Origin of the sequence: Vibrio fujianensis (assembly GCF_002749895.1) — a bacterium.
GTDB lineage: Bacteria > Pseudomonadota > Gammaproteobacteria > Enterobacterales > Vibrionaceae > Vibrio > Vibrio fujianensis.
Genome location: NZ_NBUS01000035.1, coordinates 30,439 through 46,885 on the forward strand (window position 1 = coordinate 30,439; position 16,447 = coordinate 46,885).

Annotated in this window: 19 protein-coding genes; 13 read left to right on the forward strand and 6 right to left on the reverse strand. The window is 46.6% G+C overall.

All coding sequences use genetic code 11. The features are described 5' to 3' along the window. Positions 1-93: 93 nt before the first annotated feature. Positions 94-969: an Hsp33 family molecular chaperone HslO gene (gene hslO, locus B7C60_RS02145; protein ID WP_161427903.1), complete on the reverse strand. Its 876-nt coding sequence runs from the start codon at positions 967-969 to the stop codon at positions 94-96. Between the two features lie 35 nt (positions 970-1,004). Next, on the reverse strand, positions 1,005-1,391 hold the full coding sequence (gene hslR, locus B7C60_RS02150; RefSeq protein WP_099610222.1) for a ribosome-associated heat shock protein Hsp15: 387 nt from the start codon (positions 1,389-1,391) through the stop codon (positions 1,005-1,007). Between the two features lie 301 nt (positions 1,392-1,692). Here hslR and gspC point away from each other — a divergent pair, with 301 nt between their 5' ends. The 12 genes from gspC (at position 1,693) to B7C60_RS02210 (ending at position 12,945) form a co-directional block, all read left to right on the forward strand. Beyond that, the gene (gene gspC, locus B7C60_RS02155; protein ID WP_099610223.1) at positions 1,693-2,580 is read left to right on the forward strand and encodes a type II secretion system protein GspC; all 888 of its coding nucleotides are present in this window, start codon (positions 1,693-1,695) and stop codon (positions 2,578-2,580) included. 35 nt (positions 2,581-2,615) lie between these two features. After that, positions 2,616-4,643 (forward strand): type II secretion system secretin GspD, encoded by a 2,028-nt coding sequence (gspD, locus tag B7C60_RS02160; protein WP_099610224.1) that lies wholly within the window; start codon positions 2,616-2,618, stop codon positions 4,641-4,643. Further along, positions 4,643-6,145, forward strand: a complete 1,503-nt coding sequence (gene gspE, locus B7C60_RS02165; RefSeq protein WP_099610225.1) for a type II secretion system ATPase GspE — start codon at positions 4,643-4,645, stop codon at positions 6,143-6,145. Before gspD ends, gspE begins: the two co-directional genes overlap by 1 nt. Continuing rightward, the gene (gene gspF, locus B7C60_RS02170; protein WP_099610226.1) at positions 6,145-7,365 is read left to right on the forward strand and encodes a type II secretion system inner membrane protein GspF; all 1,221 of its coding nucleotides are present in this window, start codon (positions 6,145-6,147) and stop codon (positions 7,363-7,365) included. Before gspE ends, gspF begins: the two co-directional genes overlap by 1 nt. A 32-nt stretch (positions 7,366-7,397) precedes the next feature. Further along, positions 7,398-7,841: a type II secretion system major pseudopilin GspG gene (gspG, locus tag B7C60_RS02175; protein WP_099610227.1), complete on the forward strand. Its 444-nt coding sequence runs from the start codon at positions 7,398-7,400 to the stop codon at positions 7,839-7,841. A gap of 84 nt (positions 7,842-7,925) precedes the next feature. Then, positions 7,926-8,507 (forward strand): type II secretion system minor pseudopilin GspH, encoded by a 582-nt coding sequence (gspH, locus tag B7C60_RS02180; RefSeq protein WP_099610228.1) that lies wholly within the window; start codon positions 7,926-7,928, stop codon positions 8,505-8,507. Then, the gene (gene gspI, locus B7C60_RS02185; RefSeq protein ID WP_170887785.1) at positions 8,497-8,850 is read left to right on the forward strand and encodes a type II secretion system minor pseudopilin GspI; all 354 of its coding nucleotides are present in this window, start codon (positions 8,497-8,499) and stop codon (positions 8,848-8,850) included. Before gspH ends, gspI begins: the two co-directional genes overlap by 11 nt. Then, positions 8,837-9,499: a type II secretion system minor pseudopilin GspJ gene (gene gspJ / locus B7C60_RS02190; protein WP_099610230.1), complete on the forward strand. Its 663-nt coding sequence runs from the start codon at positions 8,837-8,839 to the stop codon at positions 9,497-9,499. The genes gspI and gspJ overlap by 14 nt, the downstream gene beginning before the upstream one ends. After that, complete coding sequence (gene gspK / locus B7C60_RS02195; protein WP_099610231.1) at positions 9,483-10,496, forward strand: type II secretion system minor pseudopilin GspK; 1,014 nt, start codon at positions 9,483-9,485, stop codon at positions 10,494-10,496. Before gspJ ends, gspK begins: the two co-directional genes overlap by 17 nt. Further along, positions 10,465-11,694, forward strand: a complete 1,230-nt coding sequence (gene gspL, locus B7C60_RS02200) for a type II secretion system protein GspL (RefSeq protein ID WP_172953220.1) — start codon at positions 10,465-10,467, stop codon at positions 11,692-11,694. The genes gspK and gspL overlap by 32 nt, the downstream gene beginning before the upstream one ends. Further along, positions 11,691-12,185 (forward strand): type II secretion system protein M, encoded by a 495-nt coding sequence (locus B7C60_RS02205; protein ID WP_099610233.1) that lies wholly within the window; start codon positions 11,691-11,693, stop codon positions 12,183-12,185. The genes gspL and B7C60_RS02205 overlap by 4 nt, the downstream gene beginning before the upstream one ends. Position 12,186: 1 nt before the next feature. Next, positions 12,187-12,945 (forward strand): type II secretion system protein N, encoded by a 759-nt coding sequence (locus B7C60_RS02210; RefSeq protein WP_099610234.1) that lies wholly within the window; start codon positions 12,187-12,189, stop codon positions 12,943-12,945. A 24-nt stretch (positions 12,946-12,969) separates the two neighbouring features. Here B7C60_RS02210 and cysQ read toward each other — a convergent pair whose 3' ends face one another. The 4 genes from cysQ to B7C60_RS02230 all read right to left on the reverse strand — a co-directional run bounded on the left by cysQ (position 12,970) and on the right by B7C60_RS02230 (position 15,979). Beyond that, a complete protein-coding gene (cysQ, locus tag B7C60_RS02215) occupies positions 12,970-13,803 on the reverse strand; it encodes a 3'(2'),5'-bisphosphate nucleotidase CysQ (protein WP_099610235.1) in 834 nt (277 codons plus the stop codon). A gap of 8 nt (positions 13,804-13,811) precedes the next feature. Further along, complete coding sequence (nudE, locus tag B7C60_RS02220) at positions 13,812-14,375, reverse strand: ADP compounds hydrolase NudE (protein WP_099610236.1); 564 nt, start codon at positions 14,373-14,375, stop codon at positions 13,812-13,814. A gap of 217 nt (positions 14,376-14,592) precedes the next feature. Further along, positions 14,593-15,180: a Fe-S biogenesis protein NfuA gene (nfuA, locus tag B7C60_RS02225; RefSeq protein ID WP_099610237.1), complete on the reverse strand. Its 588-nt coding sequence runs from the start codon at positions 15,178-15,180 to the stop codon at positions 14,593-14,595. Positions 15,181-15,259: 79 nt separating this feature from the next. Beyond that, positions 15,260-15,979: a ComF family protein gene (locus B7C60_RS02230; RefSeq protein ID WP_099610238.1), complete on the reverse strand. Its 720-nt coding sequence runs from the start codon at positions 15,977-15,979 to the stop codon at positions 15,260-15,262. Positions 15,980-16,064: 85 nt separating this feature from the next. Here B7C60_RS02230 and B7C60_RS17565 point away from each other — a divergent pair. Then, a partial coding sequence (locus B7C60_RS17565) for an alpha/beta fold hydrolase (protein WP_245868425.1) occupies positions 16,065-16,447 on the forward strand: 383 nt, incomplete at its 3' end.

Here is a 16,447-nt window from a genome sequence, read left to right on the forward strand (position 1 = left end):
GTAATTATTGATTTTTCTCGTTTTTCAAACATAAAACAGCCAGCAATAAGCTGGCTGTAGGTGGTTTTTTACGTGCTTGTTAAGCGCAGGAAATTAATGGAGGGTGGGCTTTTCTGATGTTTGCTCTAGCCATAATTTGCTGACTTGGGCGTGATCAAAGGAGTAAGTTGTTCCACAGTAATCACAGTGCAGAGCAATCGCGCCTTCTTCCGCTAAAATGGTGTTAATTTGCTCTTTTTCGATCGTCATAATCGCGGCTGCACTACGTTCCCGTGAACAGCCACATTTGAAGGTAACCGCTTGAGCGGTGAATAACTGAACCTTTTCTTGATTATAAAGACGATATAACAGCTCATTGGCTGGTAAAGCAAAGAGTTCTTCAGCTTTGATGGTATTGGTGAGCTGCTCTAGGTGCTCAAAATCATCTGCGGTTCCTGTTCCGTCAGGCATCACTTGCAATAACATCCCTGCAGCATGTGGCTTGCCATCATATTCACCGGTACGAATCCATAAGCGAGTTTTTAACTGTTCCGATCGCAAGAAATACCCTTCTAGAACTTCGGATAGATTATCACCTTCTAAACCGACGACACCTTGATAACGTTCACCTTGTTTTGGTTCTATAGTGATCACTAAATGTCCTTTTCCCATCAATTGATGTAAGTTCGCCTCGGGTGGAATATCTCCTTGCCAGCGTGCAACCCCACGTACGTTTTGCTGGTTATCACCATTAATCACCGCGAGAGACACCGGGCCATCGCCATGCAGTTGTAGGGTAATCGAGCCTTCAAACTTTAACGTTGCGGTCAATAAGGTGGTGGCAACCAGTAGCTCTCCAAGCAGTGTCTGCACGGGTTGTGGATACTCTTGGCTGGCGATGATGTGTTGAAATACGTCATCCAGTTGGACCAATTCGCCTCGTACCGACAAGTCTTCAAATAGATAACGGTGTAATTGATTATTGGCCATTGTTTGTGTAGTCATAAGAGTGATCCGGCTAATGTTTATTGATGTTTGAATTTGAGAAGATCGCGGCGTTGTTTTTTATCTGGCCGACGATCAGGACTCGGATTATGAGCATTCAGTTTATGCATCAGTGCTTGGCGTTCACGTTTCACGATACTTTCACTGGTTTCTGTATAAAGGGCCTGTGCTTCAGGGGCCCCTCGTCTTTGCTCAGACAGTTGCTCAACGACGATGGTTTTTTCTTCACTACCTTGACGTAAGGTAATGGTTGCTCCAATTTCAACGAGTTTGCTGGGCTTACTTCGTTGCCCATTATAGTGGACTTTTCCACCGTCAACCATATTTCGTGCTATCGAGCGAGTTTTATAAAATCTTGCGGCCCATAGCCATTTATCCAGCCTAATTGCTGGTGCAGGGGAACTCATATTGAATAATTACCTCTATGTAAATGGTTTAGACTCTTTTGGATACGTTGATTATCTTGAATGAGAATGAGCCTAGCAAATTCGCTGTTGATGAGTGAAGCGTTAGAATCACGATATTTATTCAAAATAATGGTGATCAAATTATCATTTTTCAAGTGAAAGCCAACGCTTATCACAAGAAAAGTAAGGCACTTGTCGCACCTATTATTTGGCTCATGTATACTGAACCATTACCTTAACCGTGATACTCCGACGTCATTTATCGATATTAAAACCTCATTAGGGATACCGTGTGAAACGAATGGACTTAACCCAATGGCGCTTAAATGGAAGTTGGCCCTTATTTTTACGTTGCCAGTCACCATTGAGTCAGATATTCACGATCTTAGCGGTTGCGTTATCCGCTTGGGTGGTCGGGCAGAGCTTCTGGTTCATTTTTCAGCCTAAGCCGACTGTTGCCCAATGGGTGGCAGCCGCTCCTGTTGCCGCATCTGCACCGGCTCGTCTCAATATCCAGTCGTTAAGAAAGAGTGATTTATTTGGCCCTTATTTGGTGCAAATTGCATCTCCGGTCACAAGCACAGTAAAAGTAGATGCCCCACCGACTCGTCTTAACTTAACATTAGTGGGTGTGGTGGCAAGTACAGAGCAGCAGCGTAGTCTTGCGGTGATTGCTAATCGAGGCCAACAGAATACTTATGGATTACATGAGGAAATAGAAGGCACGCAAGCAGTATTAAAAGCGGTGTTTGCTGATCGAGTCATCATTGATAATTCCGGTCGGGATGAAACGTTAATGTTAGAAGGGCGAGAGTATCAGACTGCCGTCATTCAACAAGCCGTTCATTCATCCTCTCATGCCTCTATCGACGCATCCGTGGAAGATAAGTTGGCTGCAATTCGTGATGAGATCAGGCGTAACCCTCAAGAAATCTTTAAATACGTGGCTTTGTCTCAAATTAAGCAGGATGACAACATCATCGGTTATCGAGTCAGTCCGGGGAAAGATTCTGCATTATTTCAAGCGGTGGGGCTACAAGCGGGCGATATCGCAATACAACTAAATGGGTTAGATTTAACCGATCCGAGTGTGATGACTCAAGTATTTCAATCTATGTCGGATTTAACCGAGCTTAACCTTACGGTCGAGCGTGATGGGCAACCACATGATATTTATATTCAATTTTAATAGCCAAGTGGCAGTAATTAATCAGGGAGCGTTGTGTGAAGCATTGGCTTAAGAAAAGTGTATGGCTGCTAGCTGGAAGTTTACTTGCTTCACCCCTAGCATTGGCGAACGAAGCATTCAGTGCCAGTTTTAAAGGCACCGATATTCAAGAGTTTATCAATATTGTGGGGCGAAACCTGGAAAAAACCATCATTGTTGATCCCTCGGTACGAGGCAAAATAGATGTTCGCAGTTACGATACCTTGAATAGTGAACAGTATTACAGTTTCTTTTTAAATGTGTTGGAAGTTTACGGGTTTGCGGTCGTTGAAATGGATAACGGGGTACTAAAAGTTATTCGCGCGAAAGATGCAAAAACGTCGGCCATTCCTGTTCTCGGTGATGATGACCGAGCCGATGGTGATAATGTCATCACCCAAGTTGTTGCGGTTAAAAATGTCTCGGTGCGAGAATTATCGCCGCTCTTGCGTCAATTGATCGACAATGCTGGTGCCGGCAATGTGGTGCACTATGATCCAGCCAATATTATTTTAATTACAGGACGGGCCGCGGTGGTTAACCGTTTGGCTGACATCATTCATCGTGTCGATCAGGCAGGTGATAAAGATATCGAGCTGGTTGAGCTAAAAAATGCCTCTGCATCAGAAATGGTCAGAATTGTTGAAGCACTTAGCAAAGCGAATGACACCAAAAATACGCCCGAATTTTTACAACCTAAATTTGTCGCTGATGATAGAACCAACGCCATTTTGATCTCTGGCGATCCAAAAGTTAGAGATCGAATGAGGCGTCTAATTCGTCAGCTTGATGTTGAAATGGCCACGCGTGGTAACAACCGAGTGGTCTATTTAAAGTACGCGAAAGCTGAAAATTTAGTCAGCGTGTTGCAAGGGGTATCAGAAAACCTACAGGCTGAAAAACACATAGGGCAAAAATCAGGTGCATTGCAGGGCGGAAAAGTGATGATCGCCGCTCATGCGGATACGAACTCGATTGTGATTACCGCACCGCAAGACATTATGAATGCGTTACTGGATGTGATTGCACAATTGGATATTCGCCGAGCTCAAGTCTTAATTGAAGCCTTAATTGTTGAAATGGCTGAAGGTGATGGGATTAATCTCGGTGTGCAATGGGGCTCTTTAAAAGAGGGCGCGGTGATTCAATACGGCAATACTGGCGCTCAAGTGGGCCAGGTTATGGTCGGTTTAGAAGAAGCGAAAGATAAAACTATTACAGATAGCCGTTGGAACTCAGATACACAAAAATATGAACCATATAGCCGTACCCAAGCGGGTGATTACTCCACGCTTGCCTCGGCCTTATCAGGGGTGAATGGTGCTGCACTTGGGGTCATGATGGGCGATTGGACCGCATTGATCAGCGCGGTATCGAGTACCTCCAGCACCAATATTCTCTCCTCTCCAAGTATTACGGTGATGGATAATGGCGAAGCGTCATTTATTGTCGGTGAAGAGGTGCCTGTGCTAACAGGGTCTACCGCTGGTTCCAACAATGACAATCCTTTCCAAACGGTTGAGCGAAAAGAAGTGGGGATTAAGCTTAAAGTGGTTCCCCAAGTCAATGAGGGCGATTCAGTTCAGTTATCCATCGAGCAAGAAGTGTCGAATGTTTTGGGTGCCAATGGTGCAGTTGATGTTCGTTTTGCCAAGCGTCAGTTGAATACCTCTGTCATGGTACAAGATGGGCAAATGTTAGTATTGGGTGGCTTAATTGATGAACGTACAGCAGAAAGTGAGTCTAAAGTACCGCTACTGGGCGATATTCCCTTTTTAGGGCAATTGTTCCGCTCAACCAATACCACGGTAGAAAAGAAAAATCTGATGGTGTTTATTAAGCCAACCATCATTCGTGATGGTATGACTGCGGACGGTATCACTCAGCGCAAGTACAACTACATCCGTGCCGAGCAGTTGTTTAAAGCCGATCAGGGGCTGAAGTTGATGGATAATAACCATATTCCCGTGCTGCCAAAGTTTGGTGAAGAACGTCGTCATGCGGCAGAAATTCAAGCATTTCTTGATCAAATGGATGCTCAGTAATGAGGCTTGAAGTACAAGATAAACCGCGGATTCGTCGCTTGCCGTTTAGTTTTGCGAATCGGCATAAGCTCGTGCTGGAATGGGATGAGCAACAAGAAAATGCCACTCTTTATTATGTTGCGCCTATCGCCTTATTGGCTTTGGTTGAGGTAAAACGAGTGTTACGGCATCCGTTTGCCTTAATCGCATTGAGCGCAGACGTGTTTGAAGCCAAATTAACTGAAGTGTATCAACGAGACTCGTCAGAAGCGCGTCAGCTTATGGAAGATATTGGGGCAGATAGCGATGATTTCTTTTCACTCGCTGAAGAGTTGCCACACAGCGAAGATCTACTGGAATCGGAAGATGATGCCCCCATCATTAAGTTGATCAATGCCATGCTTGGTGAAGCGATTAAAGAAGGCGCTTCTGATATTCATATCGAAACCTTTGAAAAGACGCTCTCGATTCGTTTTCGAGTGGATGGCGTGCTGCGAGAAGTGTTATCGCCCAGTCGTAAGCTCTCTCCCCTATTGGTGTCTCGGGTGAAAGTGATGGCTAAGTTAGACATTGCCGAAAAGCGGGTGCCACAAGATGGCCGCATCTCCTTGCGCATTGGTGGCCGTTCGGTAGATGTCCGAGTCTCTACCATGCCAGCGTCTCACGGTGAACGAGTGGTGATGCGTTTACTCGATAAGAATGCCACTCGGCTTGATCTGCACAGCTTAGGCATGACCGAGCAAAACCAACATAATTTCTGCCATTTAATTGCACGTCCGCACGGTATTTTATTGGTCACCGGTCCAACAGGATCAGGGAAATCAACCACGCTATATGCCGGTCTGCAAGAGCTCAATAGTAGTGAGCGTAATATTCTTACGGTAGAAGACCCTATCGAATTTGATATTGATGGTATCGGCCAGACTCAGGTTAATCCGAAAGTCGATATGACTTTTGCCCGCGGCTTGAGAGCCATTCTACGGCAAGATCCAGACGTTGTGATGGTCGGTGAAATTCGCGATCTAGAAACGGCTCAAATCGCGGTGCAAGCGTCATTAACCGGCCACTTGGTCATGTCAACCTTGCATACTAACACTGCAATTGGTGCGATTACCCGTTTACGTGATATGGGAATCGAACCTTTTCTTATCTCTTCCTCTTTACTTGGGGTTCTGGCTCAACGTCTCGTGCGGACGTTATGTCCTGATTGCAAAGAGCCTTATGAGGCCAACAAAGAGCAAAAAAAATGGTTTGGCTTGGGCAAAAAAGAGTCATTGACCCTGTATCGAGCCCATGGGTGTGAAAAATGTAATTTTAAAGGATATCGCGGGCGAACCGGTATCCACGAGCTGATGTTGGTGGATGATGACGTTCAGACATTAATTCACCGCGAAGCTGGCGAGCAAGCGATTGAACAAGCGATCCGCAGTAAAACCCCTAGTATACGGGATGATGGACTAGATAAAGTTCGCCAAGGCATCACTTCGTTAGAAGAGGTGATGCGAGTGACCAAGGAGTCGTAATGGCGGCATTTGAATACAAAGCACTGGATGCAGCAGGACGACGCAAGAAAGGTATCATCGAAGGTGATCATGCGCGTCAGGTGCGTCAGCGGTTAAAAGAGCAAGGGATGATCCCTATCGAAGTGGTCGAGACGCAGGCTAAAGCTGCCAAAGCGCGCCAAACCAGTTGGACTAAACCGAGAGGGATCAGTACACCCGATTTAGCTTTGCTCACCCGTCAGCTTTCGACCTTAGTTCAGTCTGGGATGCCACTTGAAGAGTGTTTAAAAGCGGTCTCTGAGCAATCCGAAAAACCAAGAATACGTAACATGCTGGCGGCGGTTAGAGCAAAAGTGACGGAAGGGTACACCTTGGCTGACAGTTTGGCAGATTATCCCCATATTTTTGATGATCTCTTTCGCTCCATGGTTGCTGCGGGAGAAAAGTCAGGGCATCTCGATGCGATTTTACAACGACTGGCCGATTATGCTGAGAATCGGCAAAAAATGCGCTCAAAATTACTGCAAGCCTTATTGTATCCGATTGTTTTGGTGATCTTTGCCGTTGGTATTGTCGCCTTTTTGCTTGCGGCGGTCGTGCCTAAAATCATAGGCCAATTTGTACAAATGGGGCAGGCTTTACCTACTTCGACGCAGTTTTTGTTGTCGGCCAGTGATTTTATTCAGCAATGGGGTATCCCGTTGTTGTTATTGATGTTGACACTAAGCTATTTCGCCAAGTGGTTGCTGAAAAAGCCGAGTATTCGGCTCTATTGGCATCAAAAACTGTTGTATTTACCCATGATAGGTAAAATTGCCCGGGGGCTAAATACATCGCGTTTTGCGCGAACTTTATCGATTTGTACCTCAAGTGCGATCCCCATTCTTGATGGCATGCGCGTTGCCGTTGATGTGATGACAAATCAGTACGTTAAACAGCAAGTATTATTGGCGGTGGATAACGTTCGTGAAGGCTCTAGCTTGCGCCAAGCGTTGACTCAAACCAAGCTATTTCCCCCAATGATGCTACATATGATAGCGAGTGGTGAACAAAGTGGTGAACTGGAAAGTATGCTGACACGAGCGGCAGATAACCAAGACACCAGTTTTGAATCTACGGTTAATATTGCATTAGGTATCTTTACCCCAGTGCTGATTGCATTGATGGCGGGATTAGTCCTGTTTATTGTAATGGCCACCTTAATGCCAATTTTAGAGATGAATAATTTAATGAGCCGCTAATGGGCGAATGATAAGCGCAAGATGGAGTGATTATGAATAAAAAACTAACGAAACAGTCAGGCTTTACTCTATTGGAAGTCATGGTGGTTGTGGTGATCCTAGGCATTCTTGCCAGCGTGGTGGTACCGAATTTGTTGGGCAATAAAGATAAGGCCGATCAACAAAAAGCGATCACCGATATTGTTGCACTCGAAAACGCATTAGACATGTATCGATTAGATAACAGTGTTTACCCAACTACCGATCAAGGGTTAGACGCTTTGGTGAGCAAACCATCCAATCCAGAACCAAGAAATTATCGCAACGATGGTTACATTCGTCGCTTACCGAAAGACCCTTGGGGCAATGACTATCAATACTTAAGCCCCGGTGAACATGGTCGTGTTGATGTCTTTACCTTAGGTGCGGACGGTCAGGAAGGGGGCGAAGGGGCCAATGCCGATATTGGTAACTGGAATCTACAAGATTTCCAATAAAGGTTTCGATAAACAATAAAGGTTTCGATAAACACGGCGAATGAGCACGTTGATCTTGGTGGTTATGGTATTGGGTGATGTTGGATGAGATGGCAGCGCGGTTTTACGCTTCTCGAAATAATGTTGGTGTTAGTGTTACTTTCACTCAGCGCTGTTGCTGTGATTGCGACCTTACCTGCCAAACACAATGATGAAATTGAAAAAAGTGCTCAAAGTCTGTTTCAGCGTTTGCAATTGTTGAATGAAGAAGCCTTGTTAAGTGGTTTAGATTTTGGACTGCGAGTTGATGAACAAAAACAACGCATGACATTTTTGCAATTGAGTGAGAAAGGTTGGCAGCGGATTGATAAAACCGGCTTTGCGGCACAGCTATTGTTAGATGATAAACTCAGTGTGCAATTTTTGGTCGGTGGGGGGGCTTGGCAAGACAAAGATAGATTATTTATTCCCAGCACCTTATTCGACGAACAAATGTTTGCCGAATCCGAAACACAGCCAGTACAGCCCGCCCCTCAAGTGTTTATTTTATCCAGTGGAGAGATCACTCCGTTTCATCTTACTATTTATGCCACTCAGCAAAGTATCGACACTGGTTGGCAGATCGTGGTGAAAGAGAATGGACAGATTCGTCTACTTGCTCCCGGAGAGTCAGATGATACACCATAGACGAGGGTTTACTTTATTAGAAGTCTTGGTGGCGTTAGCCATTTTTGCCACCGCCGCCATGAGTGTGATGCGCACAGTGACTCAACACGTCAATACCATCAGTTATTTGGAAGAGAAGGCATTTGCTGCCATGGTCGCTGATAACCAGATGGCAAAAGTGCACTTGAATGCAAAGTCATTAGCTGAACGTGAAGGACGAGAAGAACTCGCTGGCAGAACCTGGTATTGGCGCATCACTCCAGTGAAAACTTCGAACGCTATTTTAGCCGCTTTTGATGTGAGTGTGGCCACGGAGGCCAAAGCCTCTCCGGTTATTACGGTAAGAAGCTATGTGGCCAAATAAAAGCACAGCGCGGGGAAATAGAAGCACAGCGCACGGGTTTACACTCATTGAAGTGCTGGTTGCGATGGCGATTTTTGCCAGCTTGAGTGTGGCAGCTTATCAAGTGTTGTATCAAGTTCAGCAAAGTAATCAAGTTTCGGCTCAGCGCGAAGCAAGGTTGAGTGAGTTACAGCGAGCGATGGTCATTATGGATGCAGATTTCCGCCAGATGGCGTTGCGTCCCTTTCGTCACGAGGGTGAATCGGCGTCAGCACAACTTGTACAATGGCAGGATTACTTACTCGACTCTGACACGAAAGGCTTGCTGTTCACTCGTCTTGGTTGGCACAATCCTCAACAACAATTTCCACGCGGGGAAGTGTTGAAAGTCGGCTATCGAATCAAAGAGCAAGTGCTCGAAAGAGTCTGGTGGCGTTATCCCGATACACCGACCGGGCAAGAGCCGATCATTGCCCCTTTATTGAATGATGTCGAAGCTTGGTCGGTTCGCTTCTATCTTAATGGGCAATGGTCTAATCAATGGGAAACCCAACAAGTGCTACCACAAGCTATCGCGATCGGTTTGACATTAAAAGATTATGGTGAGATTGAACGTATTTATTTATTAACCGGTGGCTCGGTGGGAGAGACGAATGACTCGTCATCATAACCAGCGAGGCGTGGCACTGATCATTGTATTGTTGCTCTTAGCAATCATGGTCTCGATTGCTGCGACCATGTCTCAACGGATGTTTAGCCAATTTCAGCGAGCTAATCATCAGGTTGGTTATCAGCAGGCGTATTGGTATTCGATTGGCGTGGAATCATTAGCGAAAGTCGCGATTGAACAAAGCTATAAAGACAACGACACCATCAACCTCAATCAACCTTGGGCGCAAAGAAACCGTACCTACCCACTTGATTATGGGCAGGTCACTGGAAGTATTATCGATAAACAGGCCTGCTTTAATGTCAATGTGTTCTCAGGGTTGGCAGCCAATAGTAATAATACACCACCTTATGTTTACCGAGTGTGGCGAGCGTTACTGGATGAATTAGAGGTCGAGAATTATCAAGCAGAAACGATCGCCGATGCAACGTGGGATTTTATTGACAATGATGACCGTGTAAATCGAGCCAATGGTGCGGAAGATGCACTGTATGAATCAATGACGCCAGCTTATTTACCCCCTAATGGGCGATTAGCCGATAGCAGTGAGCTTCGAGCGGTTTATCAAATGGGAGGGAAGGTGATGCATTTACTCACCCCCTATGTGTGTGCCCTTCCAGATCAAGATTGGCGTTTAAACATCAATACTCTTGCGCCAGAACAAGCGAAATTATTGGTGGCCATGTTCAGCCCATATTTAAGTGAATCGAACGCCAAAAGCGTGTTAGAGTCTCGCCCTTTTGATGGTTGGGACAGTGTGGCAAGTTTTTTAGCTGAACCACAGATTGCAGCGATAGAACAAGCTCGTCGTGAAGAAGCTCGTGCTTATTTAAGCGTTGATAGCCACTATTTTGAAGTAGATGCACAGGTGAAAGTGGATACGTCTCAAGTGCGGATTCGCAGCCTGTTTTATAGTCGTAATAAAAAGGATGCAACGGTGATACGCCGTCGCTATGGAGGAGTCGGTGAGCGAGAGCTTAATCGTTCGGCTGAGTAGTCAACAAAATGCGCCCATTCTTTGGTTTGTCTGGTCTTCCACTCAACAGGAAGTGCTTGACCATGGAACGCTGAAGGGGTGGCAACAGCTGGATCAGTTAGCCCCACATGCGCTTCAGCGCTCAACCATTGTCTTGTTAGCCAGCAGTGATCTGTTATTAACGCAAGTGACGATCCCGTCCGGAGCCAGCCGCCAGTTCTCCTCTATTTTACCGTATTTATTGGAAGATGAACTCGCTCAGGATGTTGATGAGTTGCATTTCTCCGTGGTGGATAGGCAAGGTGAACAGGCTTTTGTCGCCGTGATCGAGCGAGCTTGGTTGCAGTCGATCCTAGATCAGCTGGCATCATTCGGGATTGTCGTTAAGCGTGTGGTACCAGATGTGTTGACGCTGCCGGTCAACCACGACGGGCTGAGTGCATTGCAGCTGGGATCTGACTGGTTGATCCGTAAAGGAAACTATCACGGTATTAGCATAGAGCAAGATTGGCTATCTTGGTTTTGTGCGACAGAATGGGTGAATGGGGCGGATCAACCGCTGCCTCTTATTGCTTATACGCCCTTGCCTGACTTACCGTTAGCGGCAGATCAGGTGTGGGAGAACGCTCTTGAACGGCCTTGGATGCCATTGATCGCTGAGCAGCTTTTTAGCCATAAAATCAACCTATTGACCGGAAGCTTCAAACCCAAATCATCTTGGCTTAAACATTGGCTTATCTGGCGAAAGACGGCCATCTCTGCGGTGTTCTTATTGGTGGTGCTCTTGGTCAGCCAAGGGTTACACCTTCATCAAGCTCGCTTAACGGCACAAGCCTATCGGGCTGAAAGTGAACGCATTTTCAGAACGATTTTTCCTGATAAGCAACGTATTCCCACGGTGAGTTATTTAAAACGACAAATGAGTGACGAGTTAACGGCTCTGTCTGGTGGTTCGCAAGCTGAAGTGCTACTCAACTGGCTGAATTTACTCCCCGAAAGCATTGGACAGATGGAAGGGATGGAAATTCAAAGCTTACGTTTTGATGCCAATCGAGCCGAGCTCCGTCTTGACGTAAGCGGGCCTGATTTTCAGAGCTTTGAGCAGGCGAGAGTAAAATTAGCCCAATATTTTGTGGTAGAGCAGGGGCAATTAAATAAGAATGCTGAGCGGGTATTCGGTTCCTTTGTACTGAAAGCAATGGCAGGGCGTGACGAATGAAACAGAAATTAACCGCACTTGGACTGTGGTGGCAGAGCATTAGCCAGCGTGAGCAGCGATTATTGCTGATTGGTGGTGCTGCAGCATTACTCGGGCTACTTTATTGGGGAATCCTAGTCCCTCTGCAGCAGCAGAGTGCCGCCGTAAATGTGCGTCTGAACACGGAAAAGCAATTACTTCAGTGGGTAGAAAAGCGCGCTGATCAAATTGTTAGCTTGCGTCAGCAGAGCGGTGTGGTTCGCTCAACTCAGCCATTGAATCAGGTGATCGCTTCTTCAACTGGACAATTTAAAGTTGAGCTGGTGAGAGTCCAGCCGCGTGGTGACAGAATGCAGGTTTGGATTCAACCCGTCCCTTTTTCTCAATTAGTTGATTGGCTGGCTTATTTAAAAGAACGGCAAGGCATTGATGTTGAGTATATGGATTTGGAGCGAGGAAAAACCTCGGGTGTGGTTGAGGTAAAACGTTTGCAGTTCAAACGGGTAGGGTGAGATGAAACCGATAGTGCGTTATAGCTGTTTATTTGTGTTGGTCATGGTGGTGAGTGCAATTGCACATTTACCCGCTCAGGTTGTTTTCACTCATCTTCCACTACCTACCGGTTTGGTGATCCAAGGTGTTGATGGCACCGTATGGCATGGCAGTGCTAAGCAAGTGCGTTGGCAGCAGCAAAACTGGGGACAGGTACAGTGGCAATGGGACTGGTCTGCCTTATTTACCGCGAAAGCCCAGCTTAACGTTCGTTTTGGTCGAGGAAGCGATAAGCAGGTGCAAGGTAAAGGCGTCGTGGGCTATGATTTTTCTGGCCCATTTGCTGAGCATATGGTGCTTTCTTTGCCTGCCGAGCAGGTGCAGCCTTACTTAAGGTTGCCAGTTCCGGTGAGCTTACAAGGGCAAATTGAATTGACGCTGCGGCATTATCGTTACCAAGCGCCGTGGTGTGCTCAGGCGGAGGGCGTACTGGCTTGGACGCAAAGTGAAATTGGAACCCCTCTCGGTAAATTGGAGCTTGGCCCAATAATGGCTGATCTTTCTTGCCAGCAAAGTGTATTGACGGTGCATGGTAGCCAGCAAAACAAGCAAATGAGCAGTGAATTTTCAGCGGAAGTGCAGGCCGATCGCCGTTTTAGTGCGCAAGCATGGTTCAAACCTGGGGCAGATTTTCCTACTCGTTTAGCTGAGCAGTTAAACTATTTGCCGACTCCGGATGGGTTAGGCCGTTATTCGTTTAATCAGCAAGGGCGTTTCTAGTCGGGCAGGGCATTACGCCCTGCTTTAGCATTGGTGTTGGATGATTAATATATCCTGCCAAGGTAAGTCGGCATCCCCTAATACAATGAAGTTAGGGTTTTCTAATGTATCCCGCTCATTATAAGATAGAGGGTCGAGTTCAGTATCAAGGATTCGTCCACCTGCTTCTTCAACAATACATTGTGTTGCCGCAGTATCCCACTCTCCGGTAGGGCCTAATCTTAGATAACAGTCAACCGCCCCTTCTGCTACCAGACAGGCTTTCAGAGCTGCTGAGCCTAGGGGAACTAAATCATAATTCCATTGCGCACTCAAATGCCGTGTAATGCGATTAATATCTTGTCGACGACTAATGGCGATAGCAATCGGTTGACCAGGTAACTGATGTTTATGGCTCTGAATTCGCAGGCTTTCTGCCATATCGGGGATTTTCCATGCTCCTTTACCTTTATAGGCGTAATAAGTGACCCCAGAAACCGGCCCATACACCACGCCCATAACTGGCTGATGATCTTCAACCAAAGCAATCACTGTCGCAAAATCACCGCTACGGGCAATAAACTCCTGAGTACCATCTAATGGGTCAACCAGCCAGTAGCGTCGCCAAGTTTCTCGTGTCGTTAAACTGATATCCGCTGCTTCTTCCGATAACACTGGAATGTCGGGAGTCAGTGCACTTAACCGTTCTGTAATTAGCTTATGTGCGGCAAGATCAGCACTCGTGACAGGTGTGTCATCCTGCTTAGTGAACGCTTGGTACGATTTATTTTCATAAATATCGAGAATAAGCTGCCCGGCAGAACGCGCAATGCTGATCACTTCCGGCAATAAATGGGCAAGATCGTTAACCGTTGGCATACTCGCTCCTATCGCTGAATGGGAGAGGCTGATAAACAACGAAGAGTAAGCAGCAGAGCACTAATGCTGCGCGCTTCACTAAAATCGAGATGCGTGATCAACTCTTCTGCTTGAGCTAAAGGCCAGCGTACCACTTCAAGGGGTTCGGGCTCGTCGCCCTCTAGCTGTTCTGAGTATAGCCCTTGAGCAATGAAAAGGGTCATGCGACTAGAAAAATAGGAGGGGGCCAACACCACCTCCTTTAATGGGGTTAGTTGCGTTGCTCCCATGCCAATTTCTTCTTTTAACTCACGAATAGCCGCCTGCTCTGGTGACTCTCCGGGGTCGATTAACCCTTTCGGAAAACCAAGTTCATACCGCTCTGTGCCTACAGCATATTCGCGAACTAATAAAATATCGCCCTGTTGAGTAATCGGAACCATCATTACCGCATGACGCCCACTGGGTCTCATCCGTTCATAAGTTCGTTCTGCCCCGTTCGAGAAGCGCAGATCAAGTGCCTCGATTGCAAAAAGCTTAGATTGCGCAACCGTATGTTGCGTCAAAATCTCGGGTAAGGTTTTAGAGGGCATTGGCGAACTCCTTCATAGACAACGCTTTCTTAATATATGAGAAAAAAGGGTCTGTGAGAATAAAAAAGCTGATGTTTGGCATCAGCTGATCGGCAAAACCGGTATTTTACTCTTGGTTGAGAGGCCTTTTGCTTAGTATGACTAGGCCACAAACCTCTCGCTACGATGAAAACGCTTTTATCTCGAGCAAAATTTAACCGCGCAAGGTCAGCAGACCTTAGTAGTACGAGTGTTCACCACGATCATGTTCGGTGGAGTCGCGCACGGCGGTCAATTCCCCTTCAAATTGAGCGAGCAGTTCTTTCTCAATGCCATCTTTTAATGTGACATCGACCATTGAACAACCGTTGCAACCGCCTCCAAATTGAACTAACGCCACTCCCTCATCAGTAATATCGATTAAGCTAACATGGCCGCCATGTCCAGCCAGTTGTGGGTTAACTTGAGTTTGGATGGCGTATTCAACCCGAGCCATGAGTGGCGCATCATCCGCTACTTTACGCATTTTGGCATTAGGCGCTTTGAGTGTGAGTTGTGAGCCCATTTTATCGGTCACAAAGTCAATCTCTGCATCATCAAGAAAAGGAAGACTTAACTCATCAATGTAGGCGGAAAAACCAGTAAATGAGATTTCAGTATCCGTGGCTTCAACGGCCTCTGGCGGGCAATAAGAGACACCACATTCAGCATTCTGTGTTCCGGGATTAACCACAAACACCCGAATATTGGTACCTTCAGGTTGCTGAGCCAAGAGTTTAGCGAAGTGGGACTGAGCAGATTCTGTAATAATAATAGGATTTGACACGACGAATACCTGAGTAGTTTTGTAGGTTACTGTTGACCATTCTACTCCTGTGACAGAGAGGATCCAGCCCTTTTTATACTCAAGGGGTTAAGAGATCACTCGGCTCAGGAGTACGGCATAGACAGTAAATATCAATCCTTTCGATGCCGACTTCAAGTAGTAAATGGCATAATTGTCGCATTGTACTGCCCGTGGTGACCACATCATCAACAATCGCAATATGTGAGTGAGTCGGGCGCTGATTAAGCTCAAATGCGCCAGTTAAATTACGTTCTCGTTGTTGTTTGGTCAACGACTGTTGTGCTGGTGTTGCTCGCCGACGAGTAAATAGCGTTGGTGAAAACTGACTGCCGAGCTGTTGAGCCAATGCTTGCGCCAGTAACTCACTTTGATTAAACCCTCTGTACCATTGGCGTCGCCAGTGAAGAGGCACAGCGGTGAGCAGTGGCGCGGGCTGTTTGATCGTGTCAGCAAGACGGGCGGCTAAGTCACGGGCTTGCCAGAATTGGCGCTGGTATTTGAACTGGTGAATCATGTGACTAAGCGGAAATTGATAATCGCCGATACAAAATAGCCGTTGCCAAGGCGGGGGCGAGTGTAAACATTGACCACATGCGTCGGTTACGGTTAAGCAGGGCAAACCACAGAGAGGACAGCGAACAGTGGCAGCAAACCAAGCCTGACAAGCAGAACAGAGACCATATTGTGCCTGATTATCCAGTGGCAGACGGCATAATGCGCAGGCTGGTGCTAACCAAGTGGGTATTTTTTTGAAAGCGTCGATCACTCCGAGTGACATATTTTAGCCTTGAATAAGGTATCCGTTTATATTGTGCAGCTTGAGCGGGAAAATAAGGCTGATTTTGGTAGGAGGAAAAGTGAAGATGGCAACAGATTTGTATTGGCAAGTTCAAGGGAAAGGCCCTGATCTGGTACTGGTGCATGGTTGGGGGATGAATGGGGCCGTGTGGCAGCAAGCGTGTGAACAGTTACAGGCCAACTTTCGCGTCCATGTTGTCGATCTTCCTGGTTATGGCCATAGTGCTGGGTGTCATGCAGAAGATTTAGCCCAGATAGCGCAAGCATTAGTGAGGCAAGCACCACGTCAAGCGATTTGGTTAGGGTGGTCATTAGGGGGATTAGTCGCCACCTATATGGCAATTAATTATCCAGATTATGTTGTACAGTTGATTACCGTTGCCTCTTCGCCCAAATTTGCCGCGGCAAAACCGAACGAGCCGGCATGGCGGGGGATTAAACCTGATGT

Excerpts from the sequence above, each read along its gene's own strand:
- hslO (WP_161427903.1), bottom strand. The coding sequence starts at position 969 with ATGGCCAATAATCAATTACACCGTTATCTATTTGAAGACTTGTCGGTA.
- hslR (WP_099610222.1), bottom strand. The coding sequence starts at position 1,391 with ATGAGTTCCCCTGCACCAGCAATTAGGCTGGATAAATGGCTATGGGCC.
- gspC (WP_099610223.1), top strand. The coding sequence starts at position 1,693 with ATGGACTTAACCCAATGGCGCTTAAATGGAAGTTGGCCCTTATTTTTA.
- gspE (WP_099610225.1), top strand. The coding sequence starts at position 4,643 with ATGAGGCTTGAAGTACAAGATAAACCGCGGATTCGTCGCTTGCCGTTT.
- gspF (WP_099610226.1), top strand. The coding sequence starts at position 6,145 with ATGGCGGCATTTGAATACAAAGCACTGGATGCAGCAGGACGACGCAAG.
- gspG (WP_099610227.1), top strand. The coding sequence starts at position 7,398 with ATGAATAAAAAACTAACGAAACAGTCAGGCTTTACTCTATTGGAAGTC.
- gspH (WP_099610228.1), top strand. The coding sequence starts at position 7,926 with ATGAGATGGCAGCGCGGTTTTACGCTTCTCGAAATAATGTTGGTGTTA.
- gspJ (WP_099610230.1), top strand. The coding sequence starts at position 8,837 with ATGTGGCCAAATAAAAGCACAGCGCGGGGAAATAGAAGCACAGCGCAC.
- gspK (WP_099610231.1), top strand. The coding sequence starts at position 9,483 with ATGACTCGTCATCATAACCAGCGAGGCGTGGCACTGATCATTGTATTG.
- B7C60_RS02205 (WP_099610233.1), top strand. The coding sequence starts at position 11,691 with ATGAAACAGAAATTAACCGCACTTGGACTGTGGTGGCAGAGCATTAGC.
- B7C60_RS02210 (WP_099610234.1), top strand. The coding sequence starts at position 12,187 with ATGAAACCGATAGTGCGTTATAGCTGTTTATTTGTGTTGGTCATGGTG.
- cysQ (WP_099610235.1), bottom strand. The coding sequence starts at position 13,803 with ATGCCAACGGTTAACGATCTTGCCCATTTATTGCCGGAAGTGATCAGC.
- nudE (WP_099610236.1), bottom strand. The coding sequence starts at position 14,375 with ATGCCCTCTAAAACCTTACCCGAGATTTTGACGCAACATACGGTTGCG.
- B7C60_RS02230 (WP_099610238.1), bottom strand. The coding sequence starts at position 15,979 with ATGTCACTCGGAGTGATCGACGCTTTCAAAAAAATACCCACTTGGTTA.